General features: G+C 63.9%; 11 protein-coding genes. 9 read left to right on the forward strand and 2 right to left on the reverse strand.

The window, feature by feature from the left end; genetic code table 11:
- Positions 1-25: 25 nt before the first annotated feature.
- The 4 genes from AC04SI_RS02395 to AC04SI_RS02410 all read left to right on the forward strand — a co-directional run bounded on the left by AC04SI_RS02395 (position 26) and on the right by AC04SI_RS02410 (position 4,972).
- Entirely contained in the window at positions 26-1,309 is a 1,284-nt protein-coding gene (locus tag AC04SI_RS02395; RefSeq protein ID WP_404275371.1) for a CpaE/TadZ family protein, read from the forward strand.
- Between the two features lie 29 nt (positions 1,310-1,338).
- Positions 1,339-2,844, forward strand: coding sequence for a TadA family conjugal transfer-associated ATPase (locus tag AC04SI_RS02400; protein WP_488473848.1), 1,506 nt, complete (start codon positions 1,339-1,341; stop codon positions 2,842-2,844).
- A 29-nt stretch (positions 2,845-2,873) separates the two neighbouring features.
- Positions 2,874-3,887 carry a type II secretion system F family protein gene (locus AC04SI_RS02405; RefSeq protein WP_488473849.1) on the forward strand — a complete coding sequence of 338 codons (1,014 nt, stop codon included), beginning with the start codon at positions 2,874-2,876 and terminating at the stop codon, positions 3,885-3,887.
- 68 nt (positions 3,888-3,955) lie between these two features.
- Positions 3,956-4,972, forward strand: a complete 1,017-nt coding sequence (locus AC04SI_RS02410) for a type II secretion system F family protein (RefSeq protein ID WP_404279995.1) — start codon at positions 3,956-3,958, stop codon at positions 4,970-4,972.
- A 160-nt stretch (positions 4,973-5,132) separates the two neighbouring features.
- Here AC04SI_RS02410 and AC04SI_RS02415 read toward each other — a convergent pair whose 3' ends face one another.
- A complete protein-coding gene (locus tag AC04SI_RS02415) occupies positions 5,133-5,954 on the reverse strand; it encodes a tetratricopeptide repeat protein (RefSeq protein WP_404279997.1) in 822 nt (273 codons plus the stop codon).
- Between the two features lie 125 nt (positions 5,955-6,079).
- Here AC04SI_RS02415 and AC04SI_RS02420 point away from each other — a divergent pair, with 125 nt between their 5' ends.
- The 5 genes from AC04SI_RS02420 to pdeM all read left to right on the forward strand — a co-directional run bounded on the left by AC04SI_RS02420 (position 6,080) and on the right by pdeM (position 12,099).
- The gene (locus AC04SI_RS02420) at positions 6,080-7,444 is read left to right on the forward strand and encodes a leucyl aminopeptidase family protein (RefSeq protein ID WP_488473850.1); all 1,365 of its coding nucleotides are present in this window, start codon (positions 6,080-6,082) and stop codon (positions 7,442-7,444) included.
- 70 nt (positions 7,445-7,514) lie between these two features.
- Positions 7,515-7,865: a MarR family winged helix-turn-helix transcriptional regulator gene (locus AC04SI_RS02425; protein ID WP_404280002.1), complete on the forward strand. Its 351-nt coding sequence runs from the start codon at positions 7,515-7,517 to the stop codon at positions 7,863-7,865.
- 46 nt (positions 7,866-7,911) lie between these two features.
- Positions 7,912-8,772, forward strand: coding sequence for a C40 family peptidase (locus tag AC04SI_RS02430; RefSeq protein WP_404280005.1), 861 nt, complete (start codon positions 7,912-7,914; stop codon positions 8,770-8,772).
- Between the two features lie 69 nt (positions 8,773-8,841).
- Positions 8,842-11,361, forward strand: a complete 2,520-nt coding sequence (locus AC04SI_RS02435) for a ligase-associated DNA damage response DEXH box helicase (RefSeq protein WP_488473851.1) — start codon at positions 8,842-8,844, stop codon at positions 11,359-11,361.
- Between the two features lie 21 nt (positions 11,362-11,382).
- Positions 11,383-12,099 carry a ligase-associated DNA damage response endonuclease PdeM gene (gene pdeM / locus AC04SI_RS02440; RefSeq protein ID WP_488473852.1) on the forward strand — a complete coding sequence of 239 codons (717 nt, stop codon included), beginning with the start codon at positions 11,383-11,385 and terminating at the stop codon, positions 12,097-12,099.
- Positions 12,100-12,102: 3 nt separating this feature from the next.
- Here the strand turns inward: pdeM and AC04SI_RS02445 are convergent, their stop codons facing one another.
- On the reverse strand, positions 12,103-13,038 hold the full coding sequence (locus AC04SI_RS02445; protein ID WP_488473853.1) for a dimethyl sulfoxide reductase anchor subunit family protein: 936 nt from the start codon (positions 13,036-13,038) through the stop codon (positions 12,103-12,105).

A 13,038-nucleotide genomic window follows, 5' to 3' on the forward strand; every position in this document is an offset into this window, starting at 1 on the left:
CGCAAGTCACGGAAAGAGCATGACGATGAGCAATCTTGCCTATGACACTCCCGTAGATGGCGCAGAAACCTCGCAACAGGACATTGCCGCGATGCAGGCCCTGCGGCCGGTCCCGCGCATCTCGATCCAGGCATTTTGCGAGACCGAGGGCGTCGCCAATCCGGTCAAACTCGCCGGTGAGGATCGCCGCATGGCGAAGGCTCATCTGAAGGTCCATATGGGAGGCATCGCCACGGCGATCGAATTCTATCAGTCGGCGCCGACGCCGAACCTGATCCTGCTTGAATCGCGCAGCGAGCCCAAGCAACTGCTGGAGCAGCTTGCCCAGCTTTCCGAATATTGCGACCCGACCTCGAAGGTCGTGGTGATCGGCCACTACAATGATGTCGGCCTTTACCGCGAACTCATCCGCTCGGGTATTTCCGAATATGTCATCGCACCGGTGTCGATGACCGACATCGTCAGCGTGGTTTCGTCGATCTTCGTCGATCCGGAGGCCGAGCCGATCGGCCGTTCGATCGCCTTCATCGGTGCCAAGGGCGGCGTCGGCTCCTCGACGATTGCCCACAACGTCGCCTGGGCGATGTCGTCGCTGTTCAAGTCCGAAGTGGTGGTGGCCGATCTCGATCTCGCTTTCGGCACGGCCAACATCAATTTCGATCAGGATCCGGCACAGGGCATCGCCGAAGCCGTATTCTCGCCCGAGCGCGTCGATGAGGTCTATCTGGATCGCTTGCTGGCGCAATGCGCCGAGCACCTGTCGCTGCTGGCGGCGCCGTCGACGCTCGAGCGGGTCTACGATTTCGATCCCGACGCTTTTTCGCAGCTGATCGACACGGCCCAGCGCAGCGCACCGCTGCTGGTGCTCGATGTCCCGCACGTCTGGACGGGATGGGCCAAGAGCACCCTGATCAAGGCTGACGAGATCGTCATCACCGCGACGCCGGAACTGGCCAATCTGCGCAACACCAAGAACATGGTGGACATGCTGAAACGGCTTCGACCGAACGATCCGCCGCCAAGGCTGATCATCAACCAGGCAGGCGTGCCGAAGCGCCCCGAGATCGGGTCGTCGGATTTTGCCGAGCCGCTCGGCATCACGCCGATGGCGGTCATCCCTTTCGACCCGCTCCTGTTCGGAAACGCGGCCAACAACGGGCGCATGCTTGGCGAGATGGATGCCAAGAGCCCGATCGTCGGCCTGGTCAATGAGATCGCCCATGTGCTGACCGGGCGCAGCGAAATCAAGGCCAAGAAGAAGGCAGGTCTTGGCATGCTCCTGGGCAAGCTCTCGCGCAACAAGAAGTGACGCTCAAGCAGCGGAATTGGTAGTCGATCATGTTTGGTAAGAGAGGCTCAGACGACGGCAACCGGTTCAATCCGGAATTCCGTCAGCCGGCACCGGCGCCGGCTGCGACCGTGCCCGCGGACACGGCGGTTCTCGCGCGGCCGGCCTCTGCGCCGCCGCAGCCCGGTGCCGCCGTTGCCCCACCCGCCCGACGCCCGGTCGAGCCGCCGCCGCTCGCGCCGCCGCCGCCGAAGAAGGTCCAGCGCGAGCGCAGCGAAAGCTACTACGACACCAAGAGCCAGGTCTTTTCCGCGCTCATCGACACGATCGACCTGTCGCAGCTTGCCAAGCTCGATCCCGAAAGTGCGCGCGAGGAAATCCGCGACATCGTCAACGACATCATTGCGATCAAGAATTTCGCGATGTCGATCGCCGAGCAGGAGGAACTGCTCGAGGACATCTGCAACGACGTGCTCGGCTACGGCCCGCTGGAACCCTTGCTCGCCCGCGACGACATCGCCGACATCATGGTCAACGGCTCCAAGAACGTCTATATCGAAGTCAACGGCAAGGTCGAACAGACCGGCATTCGTTTCCGCGACAACCAGCAGCTGCTCAACATCTGCCAGCGCATCGTCAGCCAGGTTGGCCGCCGTGTCGACGAGTCCAGCCCGATCTGCGACGCCCGCCTGCCCGACGGTTCCCGCGTCAACGTCATCGCGCCGCCGCTCTCCATCGACGGGACCGCGCTCACCATCCGCAAGTTCAAGAAGGACAAGCTGACGCTCGACCAGCTGGTCAAGTTCGGCGCGATCTCGCCGCAAGGCGCCGATGTTCTCAAGATCATCGGCCGGGTCCGCTGCAATATCGTCATCTCGGGCGGCACCGGCTCGGGCAAGACGACGCTGCTCAATTGCCTGACCAACTACATCGACCGCGAGGAACGCGTCATCACCTGCGAAGATTCGGCCGAGTTGCAGCTGCAGCAGCCGCATGTTGTTCGCCTCGAAACCCGCCCGCCCAATCTCGAGGGTGAGGGCGAGGTGACCATGCGCGATCTGGTCAAGAATTGCCTGCGCATGCGGCCGGAGCGGATCATCGTCGGCGAAGTGCGCGGACCGGAGGTCTTCGACCTGCTGCAGGCGATGAACACCGGTCACGACGGCTCGATGGGAACCATCCACTCTAACAGCCCGCGCGAATGCCTGAACCGTATCGAATCGATGATCGCCATGGGCGGCTACTCGCTGCCGCAGAAGACCGTGCGCGAGATCGTCGTCGGCTCCATCGACGTGATCATACAGGCGGCCCGCCTGCGCGACGGATCGCGCCGCATCACCCACATCACCGAGGTGATCGGCATGGAAGGTGACGTCATCATCACGCAGGACCTCGTCCTCTACAACATCAAGGGCGAGGACTCGAACGGCAGGCTGCTGGGCGAGCACGTGTCGACCGGCATCGGCCGGCCGCATTTTTGGGATCGCGCCCGCTACTATGGCGAGGAACAGCGCCTCGCCACGGCGCTCGAGGCCATGGAGAAACGCGCTGACTGACGCATCTGGAGGCGTAGGGGTCCTGGTCGATGTTCGGAATTGACACCACGGTACTGGCGTTTGTCGTGCTGGCCGGCTTCAGCGCCGGCGCGGTCGCCTACGCTTTCCTGTTCACCCGGATAAGCAACGAGAAGCAGGTCGGCAAGCGGCTCGAGACCATCAAGACGGCCGAAACCGATCGTTCCGTCGTCAAGGCCTCGCGTGATCGTGTCGCCGAAGCAACCAAGCGGCGAAAATCCGTCCAGGATTCGCTGAAGCAGCTCGACGAAAAGCAGAAATCCAACGATCGCAACGTCAAGAAGCCGCCGCTGAAGGCGTTGATCCGTCAAGCCGGCATGACGGTTTCCATTGAGCGCTTCTACATCTACTCGGCCGTCTGCGGCATCGTTCTCACGGCTCTCGCCTATATGGCCGGTGCGCCTTTGCTGATCCTTCCGGGTGCGTTGCTGGCCGGCGCCCTTGGTCTGCCGCGCTGGTTCGTCCTGTTTCGCCGCGGCCGACGCGTCAAGGCATTTCTCGCCGAGTTTCCGAACGCCCTCGACATCATCGTGCGGGCGGTCAAGTCGGGCCTGCCGCTGAATGACTCAATCCGCCTGATCGCCAACGAATCTCCGGAACCGGTAAAGACCGAGTTTCGCCGTATCATCGATTCACAGCAGATGGGCATGTCGATCCCCGATGCGGCGATCCGCATGGCCGAAACCATGCCTTGCCCTGAGGCGGGCTTCTTCGGCATCGTGATCCAGATACAGTCGCAGGCCGGCGGCAATCTTTCCGAAGCGCTTGGCAATCTTTCGCGCGTGCTGCGCGACCGCAAGAAGATGAAGGCCAAGGTGCAGGCGCTTTCGATGGAGGCCAAGGCCTCCGCGGTCATCATCGGCGCCCTGCCTTTCGTCGTAGCCTTTCTCGTCTACCTGTCGAGCCCCAACTACATCATGCCGCTCTTCACCACCAGCACCGGCCACCTGATCATCGGCTGCTCACTGGTCTGGATGTCGATCGGCATCATGGTGATGCGCAAGATGATGAACTTCGATGTCTAGAGCATGATCCCGAGGAGTGGGTCCCGGTTTTCGGAGAAGATCATGCTCGAACAAAAAGATAGAAACCAATGACAGACCAGGTCGTCAAATCCCTTACCGACCCCGCTTTCCTGATCGCGCTCCTGGTCGGCATCGCGGTGTTTGCGACCGTCTTCACGGTCTTGCCTGCCCTTGGCGGCAACCAGCTCAAGTCGCGCATGAAATCGGTGGCGCTCGAGCGTGACGAATTGCGCGCCAAGCAGCGCACGCGGCTTGCCAACGAAGCCGATCGCCGCCGCAAGGGCCTGCGCGAGGAACAGTCGATCGGCATGCGCAACATCGTCGATCGGCTGGATCTGAAGCGCGCGCTGGCCGATGAGAGCACATTGCAGAAGCTCAAGGTGGCGGGTTTTCGCGGCCAGAACCCGCTGACGCGCTTTCTGTTCTTCCGCCTTGTCCTGCCCTTCGTCGGTTTCGCGCTGGCGGCCTTATACGTTTTCATGCTCGGCGGACTGCCCCTGCAGCCGACTTTCATCAAGCTGTTCGTCTGCGTCGTCGTCGCCTATGGCGGCTTCTATGCGCCGATACTTTACGTCAACAACCGCGCCGCCAAACGCAAGCAGTCGATCCAGATGGCATGGCCGGACGCACTCGACCTGATGCTGATCTGCGTCGAGTCCGGCATGTCCGTTGAGGCCGCCCTTCGCAAGGTCGCCGACGAGATCGGCGCGCAATCGGTGGCATTGGCGGAAGAATTCGTCCTGACCAACGCCGAGCTCTCCTACCTGCAGGAGCGCAAGGTGGCCTATGAGAACCTCGCCAGCCGCACCGGCCTGGAATCAGTCAAGTCGGTGACGCAGGCGCTGGTCCAGGCGGAGCGCTACGGCACGCCGGTCGCCCATGCGCTACGCGTGCTGGCCAGTGAAAGTCGTGACATGCGCATGAACGCTGCCGAGAAGAAGGCCGCCGCGCTGCCGCCCAAGCTCACCGTGCCGATGATCCTGTTCTTCCTGCCGGTACTGTTCGCCATCATCCTCGGCCCGGCCGGCATCCAGGTCAGCCAGCGCGGCATCTTCGGCGATCAGCAGAAGTCGAGCAGCGAGTAGCACCGAGATCCGGCTCACGCATACACGAAAAGCCGCGCTGGCTATGCCGCGCGGCTTTTGTCTTTGGCGGGATTGCAGGATGGATGCGCTAGCGCGGATCAGCGCAATTCCGAACGGAAAACCGCTAAGCACTTTTCCAGGAATTGCTCCAGCCGTCCCTTCAGTTGGTGGCGGGCTTGTCCTTGTCCTGGTCCTTGAGCTGGCTCCAGGCGTTCTGCTGCGCAAGCATCTGGCGCAGATAGGCCACATTGGCCTGTGCCTGCTCGGGCGAGAGCTCCTGCGAGGCGATCTTCTCGGCCTCGTCGAAGCGGCCCTGCAGGCCGACGACCAAAGCCAGGTTCTGCCGGACCCGGCTGTCGGCGTTGGGCTGCTCGGCGGCCGAGCGCATATAGGTTTCTGCCGTGCGCAGATCGCCTTCCAGCACGTAGGACATGCCGAGATTGGACAGGATCGATGGTTCGTTCGGCTTGAGGTCGAGCGCCTTGCGGTAATCCTGGCGCGCTTCGTCCTTCTGCCCCAACTGGTCGAGAATGGCCGCTTCCGCAGAAACCAGCCGCCAGTCCGGATATTCCGGTGTCTGCGCGCGGCGCACCGCATCGAGCGCCGGCTCGAACTGCCCGTTGGCGGCCAGCGCCTTGCCATAGGCGGCAAGCACGTCGCGGTCCTTGGGGTAGGCAATCGCTAGCTTGCGCATGACGGCGAGCGACTGGTCGGCATCGCCGTCCATCTGCAGTGCCGCCGCATAGTTCGTGGCGATGCGTTTGTCGTTGGGATTCTTGGCGTAGGATTCGCCTAGCGCTATCGTCGCGTTGTGCAGTTCGCCGGCGGCCATGGTCTCCAGTGGTTTGCTGCTGGAGCGGGAAATCGAGCCGGTCGTGAACTTGCTGGTGGTGCCGCAACCCGCTACGCTCGCCGCCAACGCCGCCAAGAATGCCGTGGTGATCAGACGCTTGCCTGTGATGTTCGACACTTTGATCGGCATTGGCACCCGGTCTCCATTCACGCGGCCATTGCCTGGCCGTCTTCCCTCCCGCAGAAATATTCTGTTAACCCTAACGGACAGTTAAGAAACGCCGACTCGCGATGCGACCGGCCGGAGATCATCGAATGCCTGTCGAACTTGTCGAACGCACGCTGCAGGCCGCCTTGCCGGTTCATCTGGTGGCAAAGGGCGATCTGGAAGCAGCCGGTCTCGCGCCATCGTCGATCGCCTGGGCCAAGGCCAACGGCTTCTCCGGTGAAGCCGGCAGGACGCTTGTCGTTCCCGGCGAGAGCGGCGCGCTTGCCGGCGCGCTGTTCGGCATCGGCGACGGCGAGGGCATGCTTGCCGTCGGTGCCTTGGCGCGAGCCTTGCCGGAAGGCGACTGGCATTTTGCCTCCGACCCCGCGGAGCCCGAACTCGCGGCCATTGCGCTGGCGCTCGGCGGCTATGTCTTTACGCGTTACGGCAAGAAGCCAGGCAAGGCGCTGCGCTTTACCCTGCCATCCGGCGCCGATGCGGCGCGTGTCGGCCGCATCGTCGACGGCGTTTTCCTGACGCGCGATCTGGTCAATACGCCGACCAGCGACATGGGCCCCGACCATTTGGAGGTGGCTGTTCGGATGCTGGCCGCTGAGCATCAGGCCGAGGTGTCGGTGACGAGGGGCGACGACCTGCTTGCGGAGAACTTCCCCATGATCCATGCGGTCGGTCGCGCATCATCCGATGCGCCCCGCCTGATCGACATGAGATGGGGACCGGAGGGGGCGCCGAAGGTAACGCTGGTCGGCAAGGGCGTTTGCTTCGATACGGGTGGTCTCGACATCAAGCCGTCGTCGGGCATGCTGCTGATGAAGAAGGACATGGGCGGCGCCGCCAATGTGCTGGGCCTCGCTTCGATGATCATGGCCGCTGGCTTGTACGTGCGGCTGCGCGTGCTCGTCCCCGCGGTCGAGAATTCGATTGCGGGAAATGCGTTCCGGCCAGGCGACGTGCTGACGAGCCGCAAGGGCATCACCGTCGAGATCGGTAACACCGACGCCGAGGGGCGGCTGGTGCTGGCCGATGCCTTGGCGCTGGCCGACGACGACGAACCCCAACTGCTGGTCGACATGGCGACGCTGACCGGAGCGGCCCGCGTCGCGCTTGGCCCCGACCTGCCGCCCTTCTACACCGGCGACGAGGCGCTGGCCGACGATCTCGCAGCAGCTTCCGTCGTGGTCGAGGACCCGCTGTGGCGCATGCCGCTGTGGCGGCCCTACGACGCAAAACTGTCGTCCAAGATCGCCGACATCAACAATGTCACCGCGGATGGCTTTGCCGGCTCGATTACCGCTGCTCTGTTCCTCAAGCGCTTCGTCGAGAAGACTCACAGCTGGGCGCATTTCGACATCTTCGCCTGGAACCCGTCCGATCGCCCGCACGGCGTCGCCGGCGGCGAGGCGCAAGGCATTCGCGCGCTGGAGCGGATCATCTCGACACGTTACGGCTGACCATCCAGAGCAGCCGGCAAAACTCCGAAACTGAAACGGAACCGAAACAATTTGGCGTCATGCTGGGCGGATGTCGATCTTGATGCGCCCAAGCCAGGCCATGCGATTGTGGCAGCAAGTGATGCTGTCGCAGGTGCGCGACGGCGCACCCGATCTCACCATGCGCCAGACGGCGATCCTGTTCACCATCTATCTCGATCCGCCGCCGCACACGGTGCGCGGGCTGGCCGCAAGGCTCAACGTCACCAAGCCGGTCATCACCCGCGCGCTCGATACGATGGGCGCGCTGAAACTGGTGTCGCGCCATCGCGACGAACTCGACAAGCGCAACGTCCTGATCAGGCGTACGGTCGAGGGCGCCCTCTTTGTCGAGCGCTTCGGCGATGGTATCGTTGCCAGGGCCCACGAACTGCCCATCTGACCAATTGTCGATTTGCCCACCTTACCGATTAAGACGAGTTGCCGATTTGACCGCCAGGGATGCCCGCCTTCACGCTTTTCGCAGCGATCTCGCCGATGCGCGATTGAAAGGCGAAGTTTCCGCCGACCGCTTCGTCGCCGGCCAGCCGGCGCGGATTTCGGTTTCCGTGGCCGATATCCGCAAGGCGCCGAGCTGGGATGCCGGGGTCAACACCCAGGCCCTGTTCGGCGAAGATATCCTCGTCTTCGAGGAGAAGGAAGGCTGGGCCTGGATCCAGGCTGAGCGCGACGGCTATGTCGGCTATGTCACCGACACCGTGCTGGGAGCGAGGGACCATCCGCCGACCCATACTGTCTCGGTGCCGCGCACCTTCCTCTATCCCGGTCCCGACCTTCGCTTTCCGATCAGCGGGCAGTTGTCGATGGGGTCGGCGGTGACGGTGACGGGTGCCGCGGAAACCCGCGGCACGCACTATGGACTGCTGCCCTCCGGTCAGGCGGTCATTGCAGGCCATCTCAGGCCGATCGCGGATAAGTCTGCCGACTATGTATCGGTCGCGGAGACCTTTCTCGGTACACCCTATCTCTGGGGCGGTGCCTCGGGCTTCGGCATCGACTGTTCCGGCCTCGTGCAACTGGCGATGCGCATGGCAGGCCAGGACGTGCTCCGCGATTCCGACATGCAGGCGGCGACCATCGGCGAGCCGCTCGAACCCGGCCCGGATTTCAACGAGCTGCGTCGTGGCGACCTCGTCTTCTGGAAGGGCCACGTCGCCGTCATGACCGACGCCGACACCATGATCCACGCCAATGGCCACACCATGCTGGTGTCGCGCGAAGGGCTGAAGGACGCCATCGCCCGCATCGGCTATCTCTATGGCGGCCCGACGGGGTTTCGAAGGCCGTAGCAGGACCGTCGATCACCTTTTGTTCCGATTCTGCTTGGCGTTCTCGCGCGGTCGCGCTACCTCTGGCGCGTGACAGAACAGCCTCGCCTCGCTGACCGGAATGCCGCCGTCGTCCTGCCCGAACCGTTCATCAGATGGTTCGCGCAAAAAGGCTGGGCGCCGCGTGCCCATCAGATCGAATTGTTGGCGCGGGCCCGGGCCGGGCAGTCCGTGCTGCTGATCGCTCCGACCGGCGCCGGCAAGACGCTGGCCGGCTTCATGCCGTCCCTGACGGAACTCGCCGATCGTCCCAGGCGAAAACCGGGCCAGGCGCATCGCGGCATCCACACGCTCTACATCTCGCCGCTGAAGGCTTTGGCCGTCGACATCGAGCGCAATCTCGGCAAGCCGGTGGAAGAGATCGGCCTGCCCGTCACCATAGAGACCCGCACCGGCGACACGCCCTCGCACAAGCGCCAGCGGCAGAAGCTGGTGCCGCCCGACATCCTGCTGACGACGCCCGAACAACTGGCGCTGCTGATCGCGGCACCCGACGCCAGGCGCTTCTTCGAGGATCTGCGCTACGTGGTGCTCGACGAGCTGCACTCGTTGGTGATCTCGAAGCGCGGGCACCTGCTGGCGCTCGGTCTGGCACGGCTGCGCAACTATGTGCCCAAGCTGCAGACCATAGGTCTGTCAGCCACCGTCGCCGAGCCCGACGAGTTGCGGCGCTGGCTGGTCGCGCAGAACCCACCCGGCGCGATGGCTGGGCTGATCGCCATCGTCGGCGGTGCCAAGCCCGACATCTCCATTCTCGATTCACAAGAACGTGTGCCGTGGTCAGGCCATTCGGCCCGCTACGCCATCCCCGAGATCTACGAGGCGATCAAAAAGCACCGCACGACGCTTTTGTTCGTCAACACCCGCAGCCAGGCCGAACTGCTGTTCCAGGAACTCTGGCGGGCGAACGAGGATTCGCTGCCGATCGCGCTCCACCACGGCTCGCTCGATGTCGGCCAGCGCCGGCGCGTCGAAAAGGCGATGGGCGAGAATGCACTGCGCGCCATCGTCGCCACTTCGACGCTCGATCTCGGCATCGACTGGGGCGATGTCGATCTGGTCGTCCATGTCGGTGCGCCGAAGGGCGCCAGCCGGCTGGCGCAGCGCATCGGCCGCGCCAACCACCGCATGGACGAACCGTCGAAGGCGATCCTGATCCCGGCCAACCGCTTCGAGGTGCTGGAATGCCGGGCAGCGCTTGACGCCAATTATCTCGGCGCGCAGGACACACCGCCACTGATCAAGGGCGCGCTCGACGTGCTGTCGCAGCATGTGCTGGGTGTCGCTTGCGGTGCGCCCTTCGATGCCGATCGTCTGTTCGAGGAGGTGCGTAGCGCGGCACCCTATGCGGCCCTGGAGCGCGAGACTTTTGACCGCGTCGTCGACTTCGTCGCCACCGGCGGCTATGCGCTGAAGAACTACGAGCGCTACGCCCGCATCCGCAAGACGGTCGACGGGCTGTGGCGCGTCTCGCATCCGCGCGTCGCCCAGCAATACCGGCTGAACGTCGGCACCATCGTCGAGATGCCGGAGCTCAATGTCCGCTATGTCAGGCAGGGGCGCGGCATGGCTGGCCGCGGCGGGCCGGTGCTCGGCAAGATCGAGGAGTATTTCGCCGAGACGCTGCGCCCTGGCGATAATTTCCTATTCGCCGGCAAGGTGCTACGCTTCGAAGGAATCCGCGAGAACGAATGCGTCGTCTCCAGCGGCGCCGGCGCCAACATCATCGTGCCAAGCTATGCCGGCGGCAAGTTTCCGCTGTCGACCTATCTCGCCGAACAGGTGCGTGGCATGCTGGCCGACAGCAACCGCTGGCAGGCACTGCCGGAACAGGTCGCCGATTGGCTGCGGCTGCAGAAGGAAAAGTCGGTGCTGCCGAAGCGCGGCGACCTTCTGGTCGAAACCTTTCCACGCGGCAACCGGCACTACATGGTCGCCTATCCGTTCGAGGGCCGGCTGGCGCATCAAACGCTCGGCATGCTCTTGACGCGACGGCTGGAGCGGGCAGGCGCCCGGCCACTCGGCTTCGTCGCCACCGACTATTCGCTGGCCGTCTGGGCGCTGGACGACATGGCGGCACTGTTCAAGACGAAGAAACCGTCGCTGGCGGCGCTGTTCGACGAGGACATGCTGGGCGACGATCTCGAGGCTTGGCTGAACGACAGCTGGATGCTGAAGCGCACCTTCCGCACCTGCGCGGTCATCGCCGGGCTGATCGAGAAGCGCTATCCTGGGCAGGAGAAGAGCGGCCGGCAGGTGACCGTGTCAGCCGACCTGATCTACGACGTGCTGCGCAGCCACGAGCCGGACCATATTCTGCTGCAGGCGACGCGCACCGACGCCTCCGCCGGCCTGCTTGATGTCAGCAGACTTGCCGAGATGCTCTCGCGCGTGCGCGGCCGAATCGTGCATAAGCATCTCGATCAGATTTCGCCGCTGGCGATACCGGTGATGCTGGAGATCGGCAAGGAACCGGTCAATGGCGGCGCCAACGAGACGCTGCTGATGGAAGCCGCCGATCTGGTCGAGGAGGCCATGGGCCGAAGGTGACGAACTGAGAGTGATGGGGGCATGAATTTCTCGCTGGCGCGCACGTCGCTGATGGCAGAGGCCGACCTGGTCGGCATCGCCGGCGAGCGTGCCGTCTGCGATCCGCGTGGCGTGCTCTATTTCCCCGAGCTTCGGCTGCTGGCGGTGTCCGACCTGCATCTCGAAAAAGGTTCGTCCTTTGCCCGGCGCGGCGCGCTGATCCCGCCCTATGACACCGGCGCCACCTTGCTCCGGCTGCAGGCGGTGATCGCCGATTATCAGCCGGCGATCGTCATCAGCCTCGGCGACAGTTTCCACGACGGCGGCGGCGCCGAGCGCATGCATCAAAGCTTCCGCGAGCGCCTGGAAGCGCTGATATCAGGCCGCGACTGGTTCTGGGTCGCCGGCAACCATGATCCGGACGGGCCGGCCGATCTGCCTGGTGACACCGTGCGCGAACTCGCCATCGGCGCGTTGCTGTTCCGGCACGAGCCTTCAAAGGTGCGAGTCGAAGGCGAGATATCAGGCCATCTGCATCCCTGCGCCCGTATCGTCCAGCGCGGTCGCTCGGTGCGGCGGCGCTGCTTTGCCGGTGACGGCGGCCGCATGATTATGCCGGCCTTCGGCGCCTATACCGGCTCGCTCAACGTGCTCGACCGTGCCTATGCCGGCCTGTTCCGCCGCGAGACGCTGATGGTCTATATGCTCGGTGCGGAGCGCATCTTTGCGATTTCCGGCTCGATGCTCAGGCCCGGGTAAAACCTATCTGCCATAGTACAAAGTGACCGTGTGCTTGGCCTCGGCAAAGAACAGCCAGCGCTCGACCAGCATGCCTGCGAACTGGACGAAGGTTGCGAGTACCGATGCGATCGCCGCCAACGGCCAAGGTAGAAAGATCGCCGCGAGCAACAGCAAGCTGGGCAAGGCGAAGGCCAAAATCTGCGTGATCAGCCGCAGCTTTGCGCCGTGCTTGCGCGCGATGCGAAAACCCATTTCCTTGAGTAGATAATTTTCCTCGGTGTGCGGCCATTCCAGCGACCGCACCGTGCCGCCGGCAAGTCCGGTCGCGGTGTTGGCCGTGGTCGGGATTTCCAGCCGGTCATTGTGGCGCCAGGTCGCCAGCTTCCAGCCCCAGCCGATAAGCGTGACGAGCAGTGAGGATGCCTGCACGGTTTTTGAGCCAACGCCAAAACCCTGGAGCAGTGCGTTCAACATCAGGCTGCCGGTCATCGCAGAGAAGATCAGATAACCGGGTAGCGTGTAACGGCTGTGCCACTGGGCGATCGGCTTCAGCGAGGCATAGATCATGCCTGTCGTGCAGACGGTGACGATCGCGCCGACGGCAGTCAGCAGTCCGGCCAAGGTGACCCAGCCACCAGTGCGGCCGAAAAACACCCAGCCGATGCCGAACAGGCCGGCCGGAATGAAGGTCAGGACCGACGACACGCCCTCGCGCGACAGCCAGGAGCTGCGCCATTGCGAGAAGGCACGCCATGCTCTTTCCGGTCGGCCGAGATGGCCGGTCGACGACAGCAGGCCGGCGACGATCAGACCCAACGCCAACCCCATGCCGATGAACCCGAGCCAGAAATCAGGTGGGATTAACCCCAATCCGCCGAGCACGCCAAGCAGCGCCAGCAGGCCGTAGCCGGCACCGGTGGCGGTGGTGAAGAAGACGACGGAAAAGGCTGGATGCAT

Source organism: Mesorhizobium sp. CNPSo 4689, from assembly GCF_057784325.1.

Excerpts from the sequence above, each read along its gene's own strand:
- AC04SI_RS02410 (WP_404279995.1), top strand. The coding sequence starts at position 3,956 with ATGACAGACCAGGTCGTCAAATCCCTTACCGACCCCGCTTTCCTGATC.
- AC04SI_RS02395 (WP_404275371.1), top strand. The coding sequence starts at position 26 with ATGAGCAATCTTGCCTATGACACTCCCGTAGATGGCGCAGAAACCTCG.
- AC04SI_RS02400 (WP_488473848.1), top strand. The coding sequence starts at position 1,339 with ATGTTTGGTAAGAGAGGCTCAGACGACGGCAACCGGTTCAATCCGGAA.
- AC04SI_RS02405 (WP_488473849.1), top strand. The coding sequence starts at position 2,874 with ATGTTCGGAATTGACACCACGGTACTGGCGTTTGTCGTGCTGGCCGGC.
- pdeM (WP_488473852.1), top strand. The coding sequence starts at position 11,383 with ATGAATTTCTCGCTGGCGCGCACGTCGCTGATGGCAGAGGCCGACCTG.
- AC04SI_RS02415 (WP_404279997.1), bottom strand. The coding sequence starts at position 5,954 with ATGCCGATCAAAGTGTCGAACATCACAGGCAAGCGTCTGATCACCACG.
- AC04SI_RS02445 (WP_488473853.1), bottom strand. The coding sequence starts at position 13,038 with ATGCATCCAGCCTTTTCCGTCGTCTTCTTCACCACCGCCACCGGTGCC.
- AC04SI_RS02425 (WP_404280002.1), top strand. The coding sequence starts at position 7,515 with ATGTCGATCTTGATGCGCCCAAGCCAGGCCATGCGATTGTGGCAGCAA.
- AC04SI_RS02420 (WP_488473850.1), top strand. The coding sequence starts at position 6,080 with ATGCCTGTCGAACTTGTCGAACGCACGCTGCAGGCCGCCTTGCCGGTT.